Raw genomic sequence first — 20354 nt, forward strand, 5'->3', positions numbered from 1 at the left:
GAACCCATGGCACGCGATTATCCCCTCGAGCGCTACCGCAACTTCGGTATCATGGCGCATATCGACGCCGGCAAGACCACGACGACCGAGCGCATCCTGTTCTACACCGGCAAGTCCCACAAGATCGGCGAGGTGCATGACGGCGCCGCGACCATGGACTGGATGGAGCAGGAGCAGGAGCGCGGCATCACCATCACGTCGGCCGCCACCACCACCTTCTGGCAGTGGCAGGAAGACCCGACCGCCGAGGGCACGTCGGACACCAAGTTCCGCTACAACATCATCGACACGCCCGGCCACGTGGACTTCACCATCGAGGTGGAGCGCTCGCTCGCCGTGCTCGACGGTGCCGTCGCCGTGCTGGACGCCAATGCCGGCGTCGAGCCCCAGACCGAAACCGTCTGGCGCCAGGCCGACCGCTATCAGGTGCCGCGCATCGTGTTCGTCAACAAGATGGACAAGATCGGGGCCGATTTCTTCAACTGCGTCCACATGATCAAGGACCGCACCGGCGCGATTCCCGCGCCGATCCAGATGCCCATCGGGGCCGAGGACAAGCTCGAAGGCATCGTCGACCTGATCACCATGGAAGAATGGACGTGGAAGGGCGAGGACCTGGGCGCCTCGTGGACCCGTCAGGAGGTGCGTGCCGAGCTGAAGGACAAGGCCGAGGAGATGCGCGGCGAGCTGGTCGAGCTTGCTGTCGAGCAGGACGACGAGGCAATGGAAGCCTATCTTGAAGGCAACGAGCCCGACATTCCCACCCTGCGGAAGCTCATCCGCAAGGCTACGCTCTCGATGTCCTTCGTGCCGGTGCTCTGCGGCTCGGCCTTCAAGAACAAGGGCGTGCAGCCGCTGCTGAACGCGGTGATCGACTACCTGCCCAGCCCGCTCGACGTGCCGCCCTACATGGGCTTCGCGCCGGATGACGAGACCGAGACCCGGAACATCGAGCGCAAGCCCGGTGACAGCGAGCCTTTCGCGGGCCTCGCGTTCAAGATCATGAACGACCCGTTCGTCGGTTCGCTGACCTTCACCCGGATTTACTCGGGCATCATGTCCAAGGGCGAGTCCGTGCTGAACTCGACCAAGGGCAAGCGCGAGCGCATCGGCCGGATGATGATGATGCATTCGAACTCCCGCGAGGAGATCGACTGGGCCGGCTCCGGCGACATCATCGCGCTGGCGGGACTGAAGGACACCACCACCGGCGACACGCTCTGCGACGCGTCCAAGCCGGTCGTGCTGGAGACCATGACGTTCCCCGACCCGGTGATCGAGATCGCGGTCGAGCCGAAGACCAAGGCCGACCAGGAGAAGATGTCCCAGGGCCTGGCGCGGCTTGCCGCCGAGGACCCTTCCTTCCGTGTGGAAACTGACCTGGAATCGGGCCAGACCATCATGAAGGGCATGGGCGAACTTCACCTCGACATCCTCGTCGACCGGCTCAAGCGCGAGTTCAAGGTCGAGGCCAATATCGGCGCGCCGCAGGTGGCCTATCGCGAGACGATCAGCCACAAGGCCGAGGTCGACTACACCCACAAGAAGCAGACCGGTGGCTCGGGCCAGTTCGCCCGCGTCAAGCTAGAGATCGAGCCCACCGAACCGGGCGAAGGTTACAGCTTCGAAAGCCTCATCGTGGGGGGCTCGGTGCCGAAGGAGTACATCCCCGGCGTCGAGAAGGGCATCAACTCGGTGATGGATTCCGGTCCGCTGGCCGGCTTCCCGGTGATCGACTTCAAGGTCAAGCTGACCGACGGCGCCTACCACGACGTCGACTCTTCGGTCCTCGCCTTCGAGATCGCCTCGCGCGCCGCCATGCGCGAGGGTCTCAAGAAGGGCGGCGCCAAGCTGCTCGAGCCGATCATGAAGGTCGAGGTGGTCACGCCGGATGAATACACCGGCAACATCATCGGCGACCTGACCTCGCGCCGGGGCCAGGTGCAGGGCCAGGACAGCCGCGGCAACGCGGTGGTCATCAATGCCTTCGTGCCGCTGGCCAACATGTTCGGCTACATCAACAACCTGCGCTCGATGTCCTCGGGACGCGCGCAGTTCACGATGCAGTTCGACCACTACGAACCGGTGCCGCAGAACATCAGCGACGAGATCCAGGCGAAATACGCCTGAGCGTGACATCAGCCCGGGCGCGCGTGAGCGCGGCGCCCGGCCCCAAGACCAGAGGAGGCCGACATGGCGAAGGAAAAGTTTGAGCGTACGAAGCCGCATGTGAACATCGGGACGATTGGGCATGTGGACCACGGCAAGACGACGCTGACGGCGGCGATCACGAAGTATTTCGGTGATTTCCGGGCCTATGACCAGATCGACGGGGCGCCGGAGGAGAAGGCGCGGGGGATCACGATCTCGACGGCGCACGTGGAATACGAGACCGAGAACCGGCATTACGCGCACGTGGACTGCCCCGGCCACGCCGACTACGTGAAGAACATGATCACGGGCGCGGCGCAGATGGACGGCGCGATCCTTGTGGTGAACGCGGCCGACGGCCCGATGCCGCAGACCCGCGAGCACATTCTGCTGGCCCGCCAGGTTGGGGTGCCCGCGCTGGTGGTATTTCTCAACAAGGTCGACCAGGTGGACGACGAGGAACTGCTGGAGCTGGTCGAGATGGAGGTGCGCGAGCTTCTGTCGAGCTACGACTTCCCCGGCGACGACATCCCGATCGTGGCGGGCTCGGCGCTGGCGGCGATGGAGGGCAACAACCCCGAGATCGGCGAGGAGAAGATCCGCGAGCTGATGGCGGCCGTGGACGACTTCATCCCGACGCCGGAACGTCCCGTTGACCAGCCGTTCCTGATGCCGATCGAGGACGTGTTCTCGATTTCGGGCCGCGGCACGGTGGTGACCGGCCGGGTGGAGCGCGGCGTGATCAACGTTGGCGACGAGATCGAGATCGTTGGGCTGAAGGAGACCAGGAAGACGACCTGCACGGGCGTCGAGATGTTCCGCAAGCTGCTGGACCGCGGCGAGGCGGGCGACAACATCGGCGCGCTCTTGCGCGGCATCGACCGCGACGAGGTGGAGCGCGGGCAGGTGCTGTGCAAGCCGGGTTCGGTGACGCCGCACACCAAGTTCGAGGCCGAGGCCTACATCCTGACCAAGGAAGAGGGCGGCCGCCACACGCCGTTCTTCGCCAACTACCGCCCGCAGTTCTACTTCCGCACGACGGACGTGACCGGGACGGTGGAACTGGCCGAAGGCACCGAGATGGTGATGCCGGGCGACAACGTGTCGTTCAAGGTGGAACTGATCGCGCCGATCGCGATGGAGGAGAAGCTCCGCTTCGCCATCCGCGAAGGCGGCCGCACCGTCGGCGCAGGCGTCGTCTCCAAAATCATCGAGTAACGCAAAAAGGCCAGGGCCGGCCACCGCGCCGGCCCGTCAGCCTGAAGGGCTAAGAAAATGCAAAGTCAGAACATCCGCATTCGGCTGAAGGCCTTCGACTACCGCGTTCTGGATGCCAGCACGCAGGAGATCGTGAACACGGCCAAACGGACCGGCGCGCAGGTGCGCGGGCCGATCCCCCTGCCGAACAAGATCGAGAAATTCACCGTCCTGCGCGGCCCGCATGTCGACAAGAAGTCGCGGGACCAGTGGGAAATCCGCACGCACAAGCGGCTTCTCGACATCATCGACCCGACGCCGCAGACCGTGGACGCGCTGATGAAGCTCGACCTCGCTGCCGGCGTCGACGTCGAGATCAAGGTTTAAGGAGGGCACCCGGATGCGCTCTGGAGTGATCGCAAGGAAGGTGGGCATGACCCGCCTGTTCATGGAGGACGGCCGGCAGGTTCCGGTCACGGTCCTGCAACTGGATGGCTGCCAGGTCGTGGCGCAGCGCACCGCCGAGAAGGATGGCTACACCGCCGTTCAGCTTGGTGCGGGCAGCGCCAAGGCCAAGCGGATCTCCGCGCCGATGCGTGGCCATTTCGCAAAGGCCAGCGTGGCGCCGAAGCGCAAGCTTGCGGAGTTCCGCGTGGCCCCCGAGAACCTGATCGGCATCGGTGAGGAAATCACCGCCGACCACTATTTCGAGGGCCAGTTCGTGGATGTCAGCGGCACCTCGATCGGCAAGGGCTTTGCCGGTGCAATGAAGCGGCACAATTTCGGCGGCCTCCGGGCCTCGCATGGCGTGTCGATCAGCCACCGCTCGCACGGCTCGACCGGTCAGTGTCAGGACCCGGGCCGCGTGTTCAAGGGCAAGAAGATGGCCGGCCACATGGGCGCGGCGCGGGTGACCACGCAGAACCTCCAGGTCGTCAAGACCGACGCCGACCGGGGGCTGATCATGGTCAAGGGCGCGGTGCCGGGCGCCAAGGGCGGCTGGGTGACGATCAAGGACGCGGTCAAGAAGCCGACGCCGGAGAACATCATCCTGCCCGCCGCGCTGAAATCGGCCGCCGAAGAGGCGCAGCGCGCCGCCGAGGAGGCCGCCGCGCAGGCTGCCGCGGAGGAGGAGGAGGCCCGCAAGGCCGCCGAGGCCGAACAGGCCGCCGCCGAGCAAGCCGCGCTGAAGGAGGCCGAGGCTGAGATCGAGGCCGAGAAGAAGGACGGTGAGGAATGAAACTCGACGTGATCAAGCTGGATGGGGCCAAGGCCGGCACCGTCGATCTCGGCGACGAGATCTTCGGCCTCGAGCCGCGCGCCGACATCCTGCACCGCGTGGTCCGCTGGCAGCGTGCCAAGGCACAAGCCGGCACCCACAAGGTCAAGACCCGGTCCGAGACCAGCTATTCGACCAAGAAGATCTACCGCCAGAAGGGCACCGGTGGCGCCCGCCACGGCGACCGGAACGCGCCGATCTTCCGCAAGGGCGGCATCTACAAGGGCCCGGTGCCGCGCAGCCATGCGCATGACCTGCCCAAGAAGTTCCGCAAGCTGGGGCTTCGCCATGCGCTCAGCGCCAAGGCGCGGGCCGGCGAACTGGTGGTGCTGGACTCGGCCGAGGTGGAAAGCCCCAAGACGGCCGCCCTCGCCAAGTCGGTGAAGAACCTGGGCTGGAAGCGCGCGCTGGTGATCGATGGGGCGCAGGTCAACGAGAACTTCGCCCTGGCGGCGCGCAACATCGAAGGTCTCGACGTGCTGCCGTCGGTGGGGGCCAATGTCTATGACATCCTCAAGCGCGACACGCTCGTGCTGACCAAGGCAGGTGTCGAAGCGCTGGAGGCGCGACTGAAATGAGCGCGAAGCCGGAACATTACGACGTGATCCGCAAGCCGGTCATCACCGAGAAGGCGACGATGGCTTCCGAAGCCAATGCCGTGGTTTTCGAGGTGGCGATAGATGCGAACAAGCCGCAGATCAAGGAGGCCATCGAAGGTCTCTTCGGCGTCAAGGTGAAGGCGGTCAACACCACCATCACCAAGGGCAAGACCAAGCGGTTCCGCGGCATCCGCGGTCGCCGCAACGACGTCAAGAAAGCCTATGTGACCCTCGAGGAGGGGAACACTATCGACGTGACCACCGGTCTCTGATAGACGGGCACGATCCTTGGCCCCGGCTGCGTCCGGGGCCGGGTTTTTTCGAGTGGGGGCGCGTGCGTCCCATACGGAAACGGGACCCCAGGGTCCGAAGCTGACGGAAGACAGAAAGCATGGCACTCAAGTCGTACAAGCCGACGACGCCGGGCCAGCGCGGGCTGGTGCTGATCGACCGTTCGGAGCTTTGGAAAGGGCGCCCGGTCAAGGCTCTTACCGAGGGTCTGACCAAGAAGGGCGGCCGGAACAATACCGGACGGATCACGGCGCGGCGCCGTGGCGGGGGCGCGAAACGCCTCTACCGGATCGTCGATTTCAAGCGGAACAAACTGGACGTGACCGGCGTGGTCATGCGCATCGAATACGATCCGAACCGAACCGCCTTCATCGCGCTGATCCAGTACGAGGACGGCGAGCAGGCCTACATCCTCGCGCCCCAGCGCATCAGCGTGGGCGACAAGGTCGTCGCCGCGGCCAAGGCCGACGTGAAGCCGGGCAACGCGATGCCGTTCACCGGCATGCCGATCGGCACGATCGTCCACAACATCGAGCTGAAGCCCGGCAAGGGCGGCCAGATCGCGCGCGCGGCGGGCACCTATGCCCAGTTCGTCGGCCGTGACGGCGGCTATGCCCAGATCCGGCTGTCGTCGGGCGAACTGCGCATGGTCCGTCAGGAATGCATGGCGACCGTGGGCGCGGTGTCGAACCCCGACAACAGCAACCAGAACTTCGGCAAGGCCGGCCGGACCCGTCACCAAGGCAAGCGTCCCGCCGTCCGCGGCGTCGTGATGAACCCGATCGACCACCCCCATGGCGGCGGCGAGGGCCGGACCTCGGGTGGCCGCCACCCGGTCACGCCCTGGGGCAAGCCCACCAAGGGCGCCCGCACCCGCAAGAACAAGGGCACGGACAAGTTCATCATCCGCTCCCGCCACGCGCGCAAGAAGGGTCGCTAAGCCATGACACGTTCTGTTTGGAAAGGCCCCTTCGTCGACTCCTACGTCCTGAAGAAGGCCGAGAAGTCCCGCGAGTCGGGCCGCAACGAGGTGATCAAGATCTGGTCGCGCCGCTCGACCATCCTGCCCCAGTTCGTTGGGCTGACCTTCGGCGTCTACAACGGGCACAAGCATATCCCGGTGAACGTCTCCGAGGACATGATCGGCCAGAAGTTCGGCGAGTATGCCCCGACGCGGACCTATTACGGGCACGCGGCCGACAAGAAAGCGAAGAAGAGGTAAACGCCATGGGTAAGGACAAGAACCCCCGCCGCGTGGCCGAGAACGAAGCGATGGCCAAGGCCCGCATGCTTCGCACCTCGCCTCAAAAGCTGAACCTGGTGGCGGCGATGATCCGCGGCAAGAAGGTCGACAAGGCGCTGTCCGATCTGACCTTCTCGAAGAAGCGGATCGCCGAGGACGTGAAGAAATGCCTTCAGTCCGCCATCGCGAATGCCGAGAACAACCATAACCTGGACGTCGATGAACTTGTCGTCGCCGAGGCCTATGTCGGCAAGAACCTGGTCCTGAAACGCGGCCGTCCGCGCGCCCGCGGCAGGTTCGGCCGGATCAACAAGCCGTTCTCGGAACTCACCATCAAGGTCCGCCAGGTCGAGGAGCAAATCTGATGGGTCACAAGGTCAACCCGATCGGCATGCGTCTCCAGGTCAACCGCACCTGGGACAGCCGCTGGTACGCCGATACCAAGGATTACGGCGATCTTCTCCTCGAAGACGTGCGGATGCGCGACTTCATCAAGGAGGAGTGCAAGCAGGCCGGCGTCAGCCGCGTCATCATCGAGCGCCCGCACAAGAAGTGCCGGGTGACGATCCACACCGCGCGCCCGGGCGTGATCATCGGCAAGAAAGGCGCCGATATCGAAGGCCTGCGCAAGAAGCTCGCGAACATGACCGACAGCGAGCTGCACCTCAACATTGTCGAGGTCCGCAAGCCCGAGCTCGACGCCCAGCTGGTGGCCGAGAGCATCGCCCAGCAGCTGGAACGCCGGGTCAGCTTCCGCCGCGCGATGAAGCGGTCGGTGCAGAACGCCATGCGCATGGGCTCGCTGGGGATCCGCGTCAACGTCTCGGGCCGCCTCGGCGGTGCCGAGATCGCCCGGACCGAATGGTATCGCGAAGGGCGGGTGCCGCTGCACACGCTGCGCGCCGATATCGACTATGCCTATGCCGAGGCGCAAACGCCCTACGGCATCATCGGTGTGAAGGTCTGGATCTTCAAAGGCGAGATCATGGAGCACGATCCCAGTGCCCGCGACCGTCGCCATGCCGAGCTCCAGGAAGGTGGCGGCGGGCCGTCCCGTCCGCGCCGCTGAGCCCTGAAGGAGAAGCGAGATGCTGCAACCAAAGCGCACGAAGTTCCGCAAGATGCACAAGGGCCGTATCCACGGCCAGGCAAAGGGCGGAACGGATCTGAACTTCGGCTCCTTCGGGCTCAAGGCCACCCAGCCCGAGCGGATCACTGCGCGCCAGATCGAGGCCGCGCGCCGCGCCATGACGCGCCACATGAAGCGTCAGGGCCGGGTCTGGATCCGCATCTTTCCCGACACGCCGGTGTCCTCGAAGCCAACCGAGGTCCGGATGGGTAAGGGCAAGGGCTCGGTCGATTTCTGGGCCGCAAAGGTCAAACCCGGCCGGATCATGTTCGAGATCGACGGCGTCAGCGATAACGTCGCCCGCGAGGCGCTGCGCCTTGCCGCGATGAAGCTGCCGATCAAGACCCGGATCGTCCAGCGCGAGGACTGGTAAGAGTCGGCCGACACCGACCTACGCGACAGGACCCCCGTCGAGAGATCGGCGGGGGTTTCGAATGTCGGCCAGTCGAAGAGGTCGGTCATCCCGGTCGGTCTTGCACGCGACATGCCCTCGTCCCGCCCTCGCTTGGAAATTCGGTGAGCCATCTGATGGAAACGGGTTGCCAACAGGCCGTATCCCCCCTATACGGCCCACTTCTACACGAACTCCACCGAATCCCGGGTGACCCGTGCGGGGCCCATCGGTGATGTTGAAAGGAACACGGCGATGAACGCCAGCGAACTCCGGGACAAGACTCCCGACCAGCTCCGCGAGGAACTGACCAACCTGAAGAAAGAGGCCTTCAACCTCCGCTTCCAGCAGGCCACCGGCGCGCTGGAGAATACGGCGCGGATGCGTCAGGTGCGCCGCGACGCGGCTCGCGTGAAGACCGTGCTCAACGAAAAAGCCCAGCAGGCGGCGGAGTAAGGAGGCCCAAATGCCCAAACGGATTCTGCAAGGCACCGTGACCTCGGACCAGAACGCCCAGACCGTGACGGTCTCGGTCGAGCGGCGCTTCACGCATCCGGTTCTGAAGAAGACGATCCGGAAGTCCAAGAAATACCGTGCCCATGACGAGAACAACCAGTTCAAGGTGGGCGACACCGTGCGCATCCAGGAATGCGCGCCGAAATCCAAGACGAAACGCTGGGAGGTGATCGCCCAGGCCTGACCTGAGCTGTCACATCCCGGTTTGATCGAAACCCTGGGGCGCCGTCGCAACGGATCAGTCCCCAAAGGTCGGGAGAAACCACATGATCCAGATGCAGACCAATCTGGATGTCGCTGATAACTCCGGCGCACGCCGGGTTCAGTGCATCAAGGTCCTCGGCGGGTCGAAGCGGAAATATGCCTCTGTCGGCGACATCATCGTGGTGTCGGTGAAAGAGGCGATCCCGCGCGGCCGCGTCAAGAAGGGCGACGTCCGCAAGGCCGTCGTCGTGCGCACCGCCAAGGAAGTGCGCCGAGAGGACGGCACCGCGATCCGCTTTGACCGGAACGCCGCCGTCATCCTCAACAACAACAACGAGCCGATCGGGACGCGCATCTTCGGACCGGTGGTGCGCGAGCTGCGCGGCAAGAACTTCATGAAGATCATCTCGCTCGCCCCGGAGGTGCTGTGACATGGCTGCCAAGCTGAAAACCGGCGACACGGTCGTCGTGCTGGCCGGCAAGGACAAGGGCCGCGAAGGCACCATCCAGTCGGTCGATCCCAAATCCGGCAAGGCGGTGGTCGAGGGCTTGAACATGGCCGTCCGCCACCAGAAGCAGAGCCAGATGAGCCAGGGCGGCCGCATCGCCAAGCCGATGCCGATCGACCTCAGCAACCTCGCCATCGTCGACAAGAACGGCAAGCCCGCGCGCGTGGGCTTCCGCGAGGAGGACGGCAAGAAGGTCCGCTACGCCAAGACCACGGGGGACGTGATCGATGCTTGATGCCGCCAATTACACCCCGCGTCTGAGGGCGCAGTACCGCGAGACCATCAAGGCTGCGCTCAAGGAAGAGTTCGGCTACACCAACGACATGCAGATCCCGCGGCTCGACAAGATCGTGCTGAACATCGGCTGCGGCGCCGAGGCGGTGCGCGACTCGAAGAAGGCCAAGTCGGCGCAGGAAGACCTGACGCTGATCGCCGGCCAGAAGGCGGTCGTGACCAAGGCGAAGAAGTCGATCGCCGGCTTCCGCGTCCGCGAGGACATGCCGCTCGGCGCCAAGGTCACCCTGCGCGGCGACCGGATGTACGAGTTCCTCGACCGGCTGATCACCGTCGCCATGCCCCGCATCCGCGACTTCCGCGGCGTCTCGGGCAAGTCCTTCGACGGCCGCGGCAATTACGCGATGGGCATGAAGGAGCACATCGTCTTCCCGGAAATCGACTACGACAAGGTCGACGAGGTCTGGGGTCTGGATATCGTCATCACCACCACCGCGAAAACCGACGCGGAAGCGAAGGCGCTGTTGAAGCATTTCAACATGCCGTTCAACAGCTGATCGCGGGAGGGAGAGAGAACATGGCTAAGAAAGCAATGGTCGAACGCGAAAAGAAGCGTCAGCGCCTGGTCGAGAAATACGCCGCCAAGCGTGCCGCTCTCAAGGAAATCGCGAACAACGAGGATCTTCCGATGGAAGAGCGGTTCAAGGCGCGGCTGAAACTGGCCAAGCTGCCCCGCAATTCCTCGCCGACGCGGCTGCACAACCGCTGTCAGCTCACCGGGCGTCCGCACGCCTATTACCGCAAGCTCAAGGTCTCGCGGATCATGCTTCGGGAACTCGGCTCTCAGGGCCAGATTCCCGGCATGGTGAAGTCGAGCTGGTAAGGAGGGGAAAAGATGTCCGTGAACGATCCTCTCGGCGATATGCTGACCCGCATCCGCAACGCGCAGATGCGCGGCAAGTCGACCGTGCGCACGCCGGCCTCCAAGCTTCGCGCCTGGGTGCTCGAAGTGCTGGCCGACGAAGGCTACATCCGCGGCTACGAGAAGCTGGACGGCGCCAATGGCCTGCCCGAACTCGAGGTCAGCCTGAAATACTACGAGGGCGCGCCCGTGATCCGCGAGCTGCGCCGCGTGTCGACCCCGGGGCGCCGCGTCTACATGGGCGTGAGCGACATTCCGCAGGTCCGCCAGGGCCTTGGCGTCTCGATCGTCTCGACGTCCAAGGGCGTGATGTCCGATGCAGCCGCGCGCTCCGCCAATGTCGGCGGCGAAGTGCTCTGCCAGGTGTTCTAAGGAGGAAGGCAATGTCTCGTATTGGCAAAAGACCGGTCGAGCTGCCGTCGGGTGTCACCGCATCCGTCTCCGGCCAGACCATCGAGGTGAAGGGGCCCAAGGGCACCCGCAGCTTCACGGCGACCGACGATGTGACCATCGCGGTCGACGAGAACGCCGTCACCGTCACCCCCCGGGGCAATTCCAAGCGCGCGCGCCAGCAATGGGGCATGTCGCGCACCATGGTCGCGAACCTGGTGCAAGGCGTGACGCAAGGCTTCAAACGCGAACTGGAAATCCAGGGCGTCGGCTACCGGGCGCAGATGCAGGGCAACACGCTCAAGCTCAACCTCGGGTACAGCCACGAGGTCAACTTCGAGGTGCCCGAGGGCGTCACTGTCACCGCGCCCAAGCAGACCGAGGTCGTCGTTGAGGGCGCCGATCAGCAACTCGTCGGCCAGGTTGCGGCGAATGTCCGCGAATGGCGCGCGCCGGAGCCCTACAAGGGCAAGGGCATCCGCTACAAGGGCGAGTATATCTTCCGCAAGGAAGGCAAGAAGAAGTAAGGGCGCGACAGATGGCAAACAGCAAGAGAGACCTGTTCCAGAAGCGCCGCCTGCGCGTGCGGAACAAGCTTCGTGCGATGAATTCCGGGCGCGTGCGCCTGTCGGTGCATCGCAGCAACAAGAACATCAGCGTGCAGCTGATCGACGACGTCAACGGCGTGACGCTCGCCTCGGCCTCCTCGCTCGAAAAGGACCTGGGCGTGGTCGGCAAGAACAATGTCGAGGCGGCGAGCAAGGTCGGCAACGCGATCGCCGAGCGGGCGAAGAAGGCCGGCGTCGAGGAGTGCTACTTCGACCGGGGCGGCTACCTCTATCACGGGGGCGTCAAGGCACTGGCCGATGCCGCTCGTGAAGGCGGCCTGAAGTTCTGAGGAGACGAGAGATGGCAAGAGAAGACAATCGCCGGGGCGGCCGCGATCGCGACGAGAACCCGGAATTCGCCGATCGTCTCGTGGCGATCAACCGCGTGTCCAAGACCGTGAAGGGCGGCAAGCGCTTCGGCTTTGCGGCCCTCGTGGTCGTGGGCGATCAGAAGGGCCGCGTCGGCTTCGGCAAAGGCAAGGCCAAAGAGGTGCCCGAGGCGATCCGCAAGGCCACCGAACAGGCCAAGCGGAAGCTGATCCGCGTGCCGCTGCGCGAGGGCCGGACGCTGCATCACGACATCGAGGGCCGCCACGGCGCGGGCCGCGTGGTGCTGCGCACCGCTCCTCAGGGGACCGGCATCATCGCCGGCGGCCCGATGCGCGCGGTGTTCGAGATGCTGGGGGTCCAGGACGTGGTGGCCAAGTCGGTCGGCACCCAGAACCCCTACAACATGATCCGCGCGACGCTGGACGGGCTGACCAAGGAAAGCTCGCCCCGCCAGGTGGCGCAGCGCCGCGGCAAGAAGGTGGCCGATATCCTGCACCGTGACGAGGCGCCGGCCTCCGACGCGCCGGCCGAAGCGTAAGGAGAGGGACACATGGCCAAAACCATCGTCGTCAAGCAGGTGGGCTCGCCCATCCGCCGCCCGGGCGTTCAGCGCCAGACCCTGATCGGGCTGGGGCTGAACAAGATGCACAAGACCCGCGAGCTGGAGGACACCCCCTCGATCCGCGGCATGATCGCCAAGATCCCGCATCTGGTGGAGATCGTCGAAGAGCGCGGGTGAGCCTTTACGCCTTCTGCGTGTTGATTGCGCAGCAACGCCCCGGGCATCGCCCGGGGCGTTTTTCTTAGGTTTCGTCGGTCAGTTTGCTACGCTATCGGAAGTTGCAAAGCGTTAGAGAGCAGGTCAAATGATCTTGCAGAGGGAAAAGAGCTGTCGCCTGAACAGGTTGAAGCCGTCCTGCCCGAATTTAATGATGGCGAGGACTTTGTTCGAATGATGCTTCATCGCCTTGATCCACCTGACGGGCAGCCTGATGGCGTTTTTACTTTGAAGGCGGAAAGAGTCCTTCGTGAAATCTCGTACGGTAAGGGCGGGGTGAGAAGGAAGGTGAAGGGCCTATTGAACGAAAAATTGACCTTCAGAGAAGAGATCTCGCGAGAGGACGCGGCGCTGCTTCGCGATGAGATTTTGAAGTTGAATGAAGCCATTGAGGAGGCGGAGGAAGAACTCGTTGCTTCCCTGAGGCCTACCTGAAGTGGTCTCCCGCTCCATCGCCCTTCGAGGGAGGCAATTCTATCCGTGTAAGCGGACGGCGGTCTGGGCTTGATCCACGTCTTTCTGGCGTATATACGCCCCCGGTGGCCCTTTCAGGCCACACCCCACAACCACGAAACGCCGTGGCCGTCCCATCTCGCTTCGGGGGCGCGTCCGGCCAAGGAGAAGCGACATGAAACTCAACGAACTCCGCGACAACGACGGCGCGGCGAAGATGGCCAAGCGTGTCGGCCGCGGCCCGGGCTCGGGCAAGGGCAAGACCGCCGGGCGTGGCATCAAGGGCCAGAAATCCCGCTCAGGCGTCGCGATCAACGGCTACGAGGGCGGGCAGATGCCGCTCTACCAGCGGCTGCCCAAGCGCGGCTTCAACAAGCCGAACCGCAAGCAATACGCCATCGTGAACCTGGGCCTGATCCAGAAATTCGTCGACGACGGCAAGCTGGACGCCAAGCAGCCGATCACCGAGGACGCGCTGGTGGCCTCGGGCCTCGTGCGGCGCAAGCTGGACGGCGTGCGCGTGCTCGCCAAGGGCGAGTTCTCGGCCAAGGTCGAACTCGACGTGACCGGCGCCTCGAGGTCCGCCGTCGCGGCGGTCGAGAAGGCCGGCGGCTCGGTCAAGACCGCCGCCCCGGCTGCCGCGACCGAATAAGAGGTTGTTCGCGGCGCCCGCGCCGCTTAAATCTCCGACAGGTTTTCCTTCGCGCCGCCGGAGCCGGAAAACGGTTTCGGCGGCGCTGACATTCACAAGGGCTCAGCATGGCATCTGCAGCAGAGCAAATGGCCGCGAACATGAGCTGGGGGGCCTTCGGCAAGGCCACCGAGCTGAGGCAGCGGATCTTCTTCACCCTCGGCCTTCTGATCGTCTATCGCATCGGCACCTACATCCCGGTGCCGGGCATCGACGGCGCGGAACTGCGGGCCTTCATGGATCAGGCGGCCTCGGGGCTGGGGGGCATCCTGTCGATGTTCACCGGCGGCGCGCTGGGCCGCATGGGCATCTTCGCCCTCGGCATCATGCCCTACATCTCGGCCTCGATCATCGTGCAGCTCCTCGCCGCGATGGTGCCCCAGCTCGAGCAACTGAAGAAGGAGGGCGAGCAGGGCCGCAAGAAGATCAACCAGTACACCCGCTACGGCACAGTGGCGCTGGCCTCGTTCCAGGCCTACGGGCTGGCCGTGAGCCTGGAGGCGGGCGGGCTCGCCTCGGACCCGGGATGGTTCTTCCGCGCCTCCTGCGTGATCACCCTTGTCGGGGGCACGATGTTCCTGATGTGGCTGGGCGAACAGATCACCGCCCGCGGCGTCGGCAACGGCATCTCGCTGATCATCTTCGTCGGCATCATCGCCGAGGTGCCGGCGGCGCTGGCGCAGTTCCTCAGCCAGGGCCGGTCGGGCGCGGTCTCTCCCGCCGTGATCATCGGCGTGTTCCTTATGATCGTGGCGGTGATCGCCTTTGTCGTGTTCATGGAGCGGGCGCTGCGCAAGATCCACATCCAGTATCCACGACGACAGGTGGGGATGAAGGTGTACGACGGCGGGTCCAGCCACCTGCCGGTCAAGGTGAACCCCGCGGGCGTGATCCCGGCGATCTTCGCCTCGTCGCTGCTCCTGCTGCCGACGACGATCTCGACCTTCTCGCACAGCCAGGCGGGGCCGGTGATGTCGGTGGTCCTGGCCTATTTCGGGCCGGGGCAGCCGCTCTACCTTGCGTTCTTCTCGGCGATGATCGTGTTCTTCACCTACTTCTACACGCAGAACGTCGCCTTCAAGACCGAGGACGTGGCCGAGAACCTGAAGAATCAGAACGGGTTCATCCCCGGTATTCGGCCCGGCAAGCGCACGCAGGAATATCTTGACTACGTTGTGACCCGCATCCTGGTTCTGGGCTCGGGGTATCTCGCCCTCGTCTGCCTGCTGCCGGAAATCCTGCGCTCGCAACTCGCGATCCCGTTCTATTTCGGCGGCACCTCGGTCCTGATCGTCGTGTCCGTGACCATGGACACGATCCAGCAAGTCCAGTCCCACCTGCTGGCGCACCAGTATGAGGGGCTGATCGAAAAATCGCAGCTCAGCCGCAAGCGCAAGGGCAAACGAAAAGGGACAGCGCGTCGATGAACATCATCCTTCTGGGCCCCCCGGGGGCCGGCAAGGGCACCCAGGCCCGCAAACTGGTCGAGGACCGCGGCATGGTGCAACTTTCCACCGGAGACATGCTGCGGGAGGCGCGCAGTTCGGGCACCGAGATGGGCCAGAAGGTCGCCGAGGTGATGGACCGGGGCGAACTTGTCACCGACGACATCGTCACAGGGCTGATCCGGGAAAAGCTGCAGGAGGGCGCCGAGGGCGGCTTCATCTTCGACGGCTTCCCGCGCACGCTCGCGCAGGCCGACGCGTTGGGCGCGCTTCTGTCCGACATGGGCCGGGCGCTGGATGCGGTCATCGAGATGCGCGTGGACGACGAGGCGCTGGTCTCGCGGATCACCGCGCGGTCCACCTGCGGCGGCTGTGGCGAGGTCTACAACGACAACACCAAGCCGATCCCGGCGGATGGCAAATGCGCCAAGTGCGGCGGCACCGAGTTCAAGCGCCGGGCGGATGACAACGAGGGGTCGCTGCGCCAGCGGCTGATGGAGTACTACAAGAAGACCTCGCCGCTGATCGGCTACTACTACGCCAAGGGCCAGCTTTCGACGATCGACGGGCTGGACGAGATCGACGCGGTCGCCGGCCGGATCACGGCGGTGCTTGACAAGGCGTAACGGTGCCCCTTGACGGGCGACCGGATTCGCCCTAGGGACGGCGTCTCGATAGAGAATCGACCTTTTGTCGCATGCGGGCTGTCCCGGGGCGGCGAGGGGCTTGAGCGGCCCGAAGGCAGCACGCTTTCGGGCCTCAGTTGTGAGAAAAGGTTCTGGGGTTACGGAACCGCAACGAAAGGAAAGCTACGCGTGGCACGTATCGCTGGCGTCAATATCCCCACTGGGAAACGCGTCCCCGTCGCCCTTACCTATATCCACGGCATCGGCCAAAGCTCGGCCGAGCATATCTGCGGCGCGGTCGGCGTCGACACCGCGCGCCGGGTCAACGAACTGTCCGATGCCGAGGTGCTGGCGCTCCGCGAGCATATCGACGCGAACTACACCGTCGAGGGCGACCTGCGCCGCGAGGTGCAGATGAACGTCAAGCGGCTGATGGATCTCGGCTGCTACCGCGGGCTGCGGCATCGCCGCAACCTGCCGGTGCGCGGCCAGCGCACCCACACCAATGCCCGCACCCGCAAGGGTCCGGCGAAACCCATCGCCGGCAAGAAGAAGTAAGGGAGGGCATCAGGTATGGCACGCGATAAAACCCGGGTCCGCCGCAAGGAACGCAAGAACATCGCCGCGGGCGTGGCGCATGTGACCAGCTCGTTCAACAACACCAAGATCCTGATTTCCGACGTGCAGGGCAACGCGATCTCGTGGTCGTCGGCCGGCACGATGGGGTTCAAGGGGTCGCGCAAGTCGACGCCTTACGCTGCGCAGATGGCCGCCGAGGATGCCGGCCGGAAGGCGCAGGAACACGGCGTCAAGACGCTGGAAGTCGAGGTCCAGGGCCCCGGTTCCGGCCGCGAGAGCGCGCTGCGCGCGCTGGCCGCCGTCGGGTTCAACATCACCGCGATCCGCGACGTGACCCCGATCGCCCATAACGGCTGCCGCCCGCCGAAACGCCGCCGGGTCTGATCCACGGATTTTCCGCCCGGGCTGCCGCCTCTTCGGTGGCCCGGGCATGTCGCTATTTCCCTCGGGCGTTCTTCGCTTTGGACATGGGCGAAGGGCAGGAATTGAGGAGACATTCATGATCCACAAGAATTGGCAGGAACTCATCAAGCCGACCCAGCTTGACATCAGGCCGGGCAACGAACCCGCGCGACAGGCGACCGTCGTGGCCGAGCCGCTGGAGCGCGGCTTCGGCCTCACCCTCGGCAACGCGCTGCGCCGGGTGCTGATGAGTTCGCTGCAGGGCGCGGCGATCACCAGCGTCCAGATCGACAACGTGCTGCACGAGTTCTCTTCGATCGCCGGGGTCCGCGAGGACGTGACCGACGTGGTGCTGAACCTCAAGGGCGTCGCGCTGAAGATGGAGGTCGAGGGGCCGAAGCGGGTGTCGATCGCGGCCAAGGGGCCGGGCGTCGTGACCGCCGGCGACATCTCGGAAACGGCCGGGATCGAGGTGCTGAACCGCGACCACGTGATCTGCCATCTCGACGAGGGCGCGGACCTGTTCATGGAACTGACCGTGGACACCGGCATGGGCTATGTCGCGGCCGACAAGAACCGACCCGAGGACGCCCCGATCGGGCTGATCCCGATCGACGCGATCTTCTCTCCGGTCAAAAAGGTGGCCTATGACGTCCAGCCGACCCGCGAGGGCCAGGTGCTCGACTACGACAAGCTGACGCTCAAGGTCGAGACCGACGGCTCGGTCACGCCCGAGGACGCGGTGGCCTTCGCGGCGCGCATCCTGCAGGACCAGCTGTCGATCTTCGTCAATTTCGAGGAGCCGGAATCCGCGGGTCGCGAATCCGAGGACGACGGTCTGGAATTCAACCCGCTTCTGCTGAAGAAGGTGGACGAGCTGGAGTTGTCGGTGCGCTCGGCGAACTGCCTGAAGAACGACAACATCGTCTATATCGGCGACCTGATCCAGAAGACCGAGGCGGAGATGCTGCGCACGCCGAACTTCGGCCGGAAGTCGCTGAACGAGATCAAGGAGGTGCTCTCGGGCATGGGCCTGCATCTCGGCATGGATGTCGAGGAATGGCCGCCGGAGAACATCGAGGAACTGGCCAAGAAGTTCGAGGACCAGTTCTGATCCAGCGGGGGACGCGCCACAGGGCGTGCCCCTCCCACCCGCCCACACGCCCCGTGGCGCGTCGGGCGGGGAAACGACCGGGCAAACCGCCCCAAGGTGAGCCGGTGACACGCATCGCCGGCCGGACAAAGCAAAACGCCCCCCCGAGGGCAAAGACGGAGAAGACAGATGCGTCACGCTAGCGGCTATCGCCGCCTCAACCGCACCCATGAGCACCGCAAGGCCCTGTTCGCCAACATGGCCGGCTCGCTCATCGAACATGAACAGATCAAGACCACGCTGCCGAAGGCCAAGGAACTCAAGCGCGTCGCCGACAAGCTGATCACGCTGGCCAAGCGCGGGGACGTGCACGCCCGCCGCCAGGCGGCCGCCCGGCTGAAGCAGGACGCCCATGTCGCCAAGCTTTTCGACGTGCTGGGCCCGCGCTATGCCGAACGTCCGGGCGGCTATGTCCGCGTGCTGAAGGCGGGCTTCCGGTACGGCGACATGGCGCCGATGGCGATCGTCGAACTCGTCGACCGCGACCCCGAGGCCAAGGGCGCCGCGGATCGCGCGCGGCTCGAGGCCGAGGAAGCCGCCGAAGAGGAGTGATCCGGCCCGCGTTCCGGTCTGCGCCGCGCGGAAATCATATGCCGAGAATTGCGAAAGGCCCTGCCGCCTGGCAGGGCCTTTTCCTGTTCGGGTCGGGGGTCAGGCGCCGCAGGCCATCGGTTCACGGACAGTCATGGCCCGTCGGTCATCCTCCAGCAGGCGGTCCACATCGTGCAGCATGCGCTCGAGTTGGGCATCGGCGACCGGCGTGGCGCCGAGGAATTCCAGCATGTCGATCCGCACGGCCGCAGGCAGGCGCATCAGCCTCGTAAAGAGATTGGGGTGGATTGTACGCACTGAATACTCCGCTAGACTGTCCAAATACGTGACGTCGCAGCAAACAATTTAAGGTTGACTGAAAATTCCGCAACTTGTCTAAAAGGTCATGTTCGAAAAGTCAGTGTTTGATAGGGAATTGAAGGCTTTGGATGCGATGGCCCCCGAGGGCTACAACATCGGGCTGCACATCCGATTCACGTCGCCTCTCATGACTTTTCAGACATATGACCCCGAGTGGCTCGCCCACTACACCGAGCATGGCTATGTCCTGCGCGACCCGATGGTCGCGTGGGGTTTTTCAACCACCGGAGCAACTCGGTGGAGCAACGAAAGCATACCGGACCCTTTCGGCATCCTCCAAGAGGCCGCGGGGTTCGGATTGAGGTTCGGCGTGACGATCTCCTGGGGACCGATCACTTCCAGGACCATTGCCAGCGTGGCGCGAGCAGATCGGGAATTCACGGATGCCGAGATCGACCAGATCGAAGCGATCGTGCGTCGTTTGCACGACATGACCGAGCCACCGCAAGAGCTTACCAAGGCTCAGATCGAAGCGCTGAAATGCATTGCGGACGGCGACCGCCAGGCGGCCGCGGCCAGCAAGCTGGGGATCTCGGAAAGTGCGCTCAAGGCCCGCCTCGCCTCTGCTCGCGAGCGGCTCATGGCGCGCACCACTGCAGAAGCCATTCAGCGCGCCAAGGATTACCGGCTGCTTTGACGGCCGTCGCCTTCCGCACGGGTACCAACCACATCACCAACCCTGCAGGAGGCTCCTATGCAGACCACGACTCTCTCCTTCGAAAACTTGCACAACCATGGCGAACTCTTTGCCAACATGCTTCGCGCAAGGCGTGAACTCTTCATCGAGCAGAACAAATGGGACCTGCCCGAGGCGCTGGGCATGGAATACGACCAGTACGACACCCCGGCCAGCCGCTGGGTGGTCGTTCATGACGACCTGGGCCAGGTCCTCGCGGGCAACCGGTTGACGCCTACGACCGCCCGCTGCGGAATCTACAGCTACATGATCCGCGATGCGCAGAAGGGGCTTCTCGACACGATCCCTTCGCATCTTCTCTATGAAGAGGCGCCGGTGGCCGAAACGGTCTGGGAAAGCTCGCGGCTTTTCGTCAGCCAGAAGGTGCCGCTGGCCCAGCGCCGCCCGATCTACTTCAATCTCGTGCAGGAACTGGCCAAGGCCGCGCGCAGCCTGGGCGCCACCCAGTGTCTTACGCTGCTCAACGCCAACTGGACCCTGTGGTACAAGCGGGTGGGCATCGACATGACGGCGATGGGCCCGGTGATGGAAATCGACGGCATCAAGAACCAGGTGGTCTCGATGAACTTCGCGGCGAACCTGCACTGACGCGGCGCAAGCCCCCCGCTCGGGTGGGCGGGGGGTG

33 protein-coding genes are annotated in these 20354 nt (G+C 64.6%); 32 read left to right on the plus strand and 1 reads right to left on the minus strand.

Translation table 11 applies throughout. The features are described 5' to 3' along the window. The first annotated feature begins 6 nt into the window (after nt 1-6). The 30 genes from fusA to rplQ all read left to right on the plus strand — a co-directional run bounded on the left by fusA (nt 7) and on the right by rplQ (nt 18672). Nucleotides 7-2130: an elongation factor G gene (gene fusA / locus BUR28_RS15195; RefSeq protein ID WP_074220896.1), complete on the plus strand. Its 2124-nt coding sequence runs from the start codon at nt 7-9 to the stop codon at nt 2128-2130. 63 nt (nt 2131-2193) lie between these two features. Continuing rightward, nucleotides 2194-3369: an elongation factor Tu gene (gene tuf, locus BUR28_RS15200; RefSeq protein ID WP_074220884.1), complete on the plus strand. Its 1176-nt coding sequence runs from the start codon at nt 2194-2196 to the stop codon at nt 3367-3369. Nucleotides 3370-3426: 57 nt separating this feature from the next. After that, nucleotides 3427-3735, plus strand: coding sequence for a 30S ribosomal protein S10 (gene rpsJ, locus BUR28_RS15205; protein WP_037209276.1), 309 nt, complete (start codon nt 3427-3429; stop codon nt 3733-3735). A 13-nt stretch (nt 3736-3748) separates the two neighbouring features. Then, a complete protein-coding gene (gene rplC, locus BUR28_RS15210; RefSeq protein ID WP_074220897.1) occupies nt 3749-4588 on the plus strand; it encodes a 50S ribosomal protein L3 in 840 nt (279 codons plus the stop codon). Then, the gene (gene rplD, locus BUR28_RS15215; RefSeq protein WP_074220898.1) at nt 4585-5205 is read left to right on the plus strand and encodes a 50S ribosomal protein L4; all 621 of its coding nucleotides are present in this window, start codon (nt 4585-4587) and stop codon (nt 5203-5205) included. Before rplC ends, rplD begins: the two co-directional genes overlap by 4 nt. Further along, a complete protein-coding gene (locus BUR28_RS15220) occupies nt 5202-5498 on the plus strand; it encodes a 50S ribosomal protein L23 (protein WP_074220899.1) in 297 nt (98 codons plus the stop codon). Before rplD ends, BUR28_RS15220 begins: the two co-directional genes overlap by 4 nt. 119 nt (nt 5499-5617) lie before the next feature. Further along, a complete protein-coding gene (gene rplB / locus BUR28_RS15225; protein ID WP_074220900.1) occupies nt 5618-6457 on the plus strand; it encodes a 50S ribosomal protein L2 in 840 nt (279 codons plus the stop codon). A gap of 3 nt (nt 6458-6460) precedes the next feature. Next, nucleotides 6461-6739 (plus strand): 30S ribosomal protein S19, encoded by a 279-nt coding sequence (gene rpsS / locus BUR28_RS15230; RefSeq protein WP_074220901.1) that lies wholly within the window; start codon nt 6461-6463, stop codon nt 6737-6739. A gap of 5 nt (nt 6740-6744) precedes the next feature. Next, complete coding sequence (gene rplV / locus BUR28_RS15235) at nt 6745-7125, plus strand: 50S ribosomal protein L22 (protein WP_074220902.1); 381 nt, start codon at nt 6745-6747, stop codon at nt 7123-7125. Next, nucleotides 7125-7829, plus strand: a complete 705-nt coding sequence (gene rpsC, locus BUR28_RS15240) for a 30S ribosomal protein S3 (RefSeq protein WP_074220903.1) — start codon at nt 7125-7127, stop codon at nt 7827-7829. Before rplV ends, rpsC begins: the two co-directional genes overlap by 1 nt. 19 nt (nt 7830-7848) lie before the next feature. After that, nucleotides 7849-8262 carry a 50S ribosomal protein L16 gene (gene rplP, locus BUR28_RS15245; RefSeq protein WP_074220904.1) on the plus strand — a complete coding sequence of 138 codons (414 nt, stop codon included), beginning with the start codon at nt 7849-7851 and terminating at the stop codon, nt 8260-8262. A gap of 273 nt (nt 8263-8535) precedes the next feature. Then, complete coding sequence (gene rpmC / locus BUR28_RS15250; RefSeq protein WP_074220905.1) at nt 8536-8736, plus strand: 50S ribosomal protein L29; 201 nt, start codon at nt 8536-8538, stop codon at nt 8734-8736. Between the two features lie 10 nt (nt 8737-8746). Then, nucleotides 8747-8980 carry a 30S ribosomal protein S17 gene (rpsQ, locus tag BUR28_RS15255; protein WP_074220906.1) on the plus strand — a complete coding sequence of 78 codons (234 nt, stop codon included), beginning with the start codon at nt 8747-8749 and terminating at the stop codon, nt 8978-8980. Nucleotides 8981-9062: 82 nt separating this feature from the next. After that, nucleotides 9063-9431, plus strand: coding sequence for a 50S ribosomal protein L14 (gene rplN, locus BUR28_RS15260; protein ID WP_039523372.1), 369 nt, complete (start codon nt 9063-9065; stop codon nt 9429-9431). Nucleotide 9432: 1 nt separating this feature from the next. Then, entirely contained in the window at nt 9433-9744 is a 312-nt protein-coding gene (rplX, locus tag BUR28_RS15265) for a 50S ribosomal protein L24 (protein WP_074220907.1), read from the plus strand. After that, entirely contained in the window at nt 9737-10300 is a 564-nt protein-coding gene (gene rplE, locus BUR28_RS15270; RefSeq protein ID WP_074220908.1) for a 50S ribosomal protein L5, read from the plus strand. The genes rplX and rplE overlap by 8 nt, the downstream gene beginning before the upstream one ends. A gap of 20 nt (nt 10301-10320) precedes the next feature. Continuing rightward, entirely contained in the window at nt 10321-10626 is a 306-nt protein-coding gene (gene rpsN, locus BUR28_RS15275; protein ID WP_074220909.1) for a 30S ribosomal protein S14, read from the plus strand. 12 nt (nt 10627-10638) lie between these two features. Continuing rightward, nucleotides 10639-11037 (plus strand): 30S ribosomal protein S8, encoded by a 399-nt coding sequence (rpsH, locus tag BUR28_RS15280; protein WP_175566959.1) that lies wholly within the window; start codon nt 10639-10641, stop codon nt 11035-11037. Nucleotides 11038-11048: 11 nt separating this feature from the next. Then, a complete protein-coding gene (gene rplF, locus BUR28_RS15285) occupies nt 11049-11582 on the plus strand; it encodes a 50S ribosomal protein L6 (RefSeq protein ID WP_074220910.1) in 534 nt (177 codons plus the stop codon). Between the two features lie 11 nt (nt 11583-11593). After that, nucleotides 11594-11953: a 50S ribosomal protein L18 gene (gene rplR, locus BUR28_RS15290; RefSeq protein WP_074220911.1), complete on the plus strand. Its 360-nt coding sequence runs from the start codon at nt 11594-11596 to the stop codon at nt 11951-11953. Between the two features lie 11 nt (nt 11954-11964). Beyond that, complete coding sequence (gene rpsE, locus BUR28_RS15295; RefSeq protein ID WP_074220912.1) at nt 11965-12531, plus strand: 30S ribosomal protein S5; 567 nt, start codon at nt 11965-11967, stop codon at nt 12529-12531. A gap of 12 nt (nt 12532-12543) precedes the next feature. Then, nucleotides 12544-12732, plus strand: coding sequence for a 50S ribosomal protein L30 (gene rpmD / locus BUR28_RS15300; RefSeq protein WP_074220913.1), 189 nt, complete (start codon nt 12544-12546; stop codon nt 12730-12732). A gap of 24 nt (nt 12733-12756) precedes the next feature. Then, nucleotides 12757-13206, plus strand: coding sequence for a hypothetical protein (locus BUR28_RS20175; protein ID WP_175566960.1), 450 nt, complete (start codon nt 12757-12759; stop codon nt 13204-13206). Nucleotides 13207-13399: 193 nt separating this feature from the next. After that, nucleotides 13400-13876 carry a 50S ribosomal protein L15 gene (gene rplO / locus BUR28_RS15310; protein ID WP_074220915.1) on the plus strand — a complete coding sequence of 159 codons (477 nt, stop codon included), beginning with the start codon at nt 13400-13402 and terminating at the stop codon, nt 13874-13876. Nucleotides 13877-13983: 107 nt separating this feature from the next. After that, the gene (gene secY, locus BUR28_RS15315; RefSeq protein ID WP_074220916.1) at nt 13984-15342 is read left to right on the plus strand and encodes a preprotein translocase subunit SecY; all 1359 of its coding nucleotides are present in this window, start codon (nt 13984-13986) and stop codon (nt 15340-15342) included. Then, nucleotides 15339-15986 (plus strand): adenylate kinase, encoded by a 648-nt coding sequence (locus BUR28_RS15320; protein ID WP_074220917.1) that lies wholly within the window; start codon nt 15339-15341, stop codon nt 15984-15986. The genes secY and BUR28_RS15320 overlap by 4 nt, the downstream gene beginning before the upstream one ends. A 189-nt stretch (nt 15987-16175) precedes the next feature. Next, entirely contained in the window at nt 16176-16544 is a 369-nt protein-coding gene (rpsM, locus tag BUR28_RS15325) for a 30S ribosomal protein S13 (protein WP_074220918.1), read from the plus strand. Nucleotides 16545-16559: 15 nt separating this feature from the next. Then, entirely contained in the window at nt 16560-16949 is a 390-nt protein-coding gene (gene rpsK / locus BUR28_RS15330) for a 30S ribosomal protein S11 (RefSeq protein ID WP_074220919.1), read from the plus strand. A 115-nt stretch (nt 16950-17064) separates the two neighbouring features. Beyond that, nucleotides 17065-18081 carry a DNA-directed RNA polymerase subunit alpha gene (locus tag BUR28_RS15335; protein ID WP_074220920.1) on the plus strand — a complete coding sequence of 339 codons (1017 nt, stop codon included), beginning with the start codon at nt 17065-17067 and terminating at the stop codon, nt 18079-18081. Nucleotides 18082-18249: 168 nt separating this feature from the next. Continuing rightward, complete coding sequence (rplQ, locus tag BUR28_RS15340) at nt 18250-18672, plus strand: 50S ribosomal protein L17 (RefSeq protein ID WP_074220921.1); 423 nt, start codon at nt 18250-18252, stop codon at nt 18670-18672. A gap of 99 nt (nt 18673-18771) precedes the next feature. Here the strand turns inward: rplQ and BUR28_RS19575 are convergent, their stop codons facing one another. Beyond that, a complete protein-coding gene (locus BUR28_RS19575) occupies nt 18772-18933 on the minus strand; it encodes a hypothetical protein (RefSeq protein ID WP_175566961.1) in 162 nt (53 codons plus the stop codon). Nucleotides 18934-19057: 124 nt separating this feature from the next. Here BUR28_RS19575 and BUR28_RS15345 point away from each other — a divergent pair, with 124 nt between their 5' ends. Then, the gene (locus tag BUR28_RS15345; protein ID WP_074220922.1) at nt 19058-19669 is read left to right on the plus strand and encodes a helix-turn-helix transcriptional regulator; all 612 of its coding nucleotides are present in this window, start codon (nt 19058-19060) and stop codon (nt 19667-19669) included. Nucleotides 19670-19726: 57 nt separating this feature from the next. Further along, entirely contained in the window at nt 19727-20317 is a 591-nt protein-coding gene (locus BUR28_RS15350) for an acyl-homoserine-lactone synthase (protein ID WP_074220923.1), read from the plus strand. Nucleotides 20318-20354 lie beyond the last annotated feature (37 nt).

Origin of the sequence: Rhodovulum sp. ES.010, assembly GCF_900142935.1 — a bacterium.
Lineage (GTDB): Bacteria > Pseudomonadota > Alphaproteobacteria > Rhodobacterales > Rhodobacteraceae > Rhodovulum.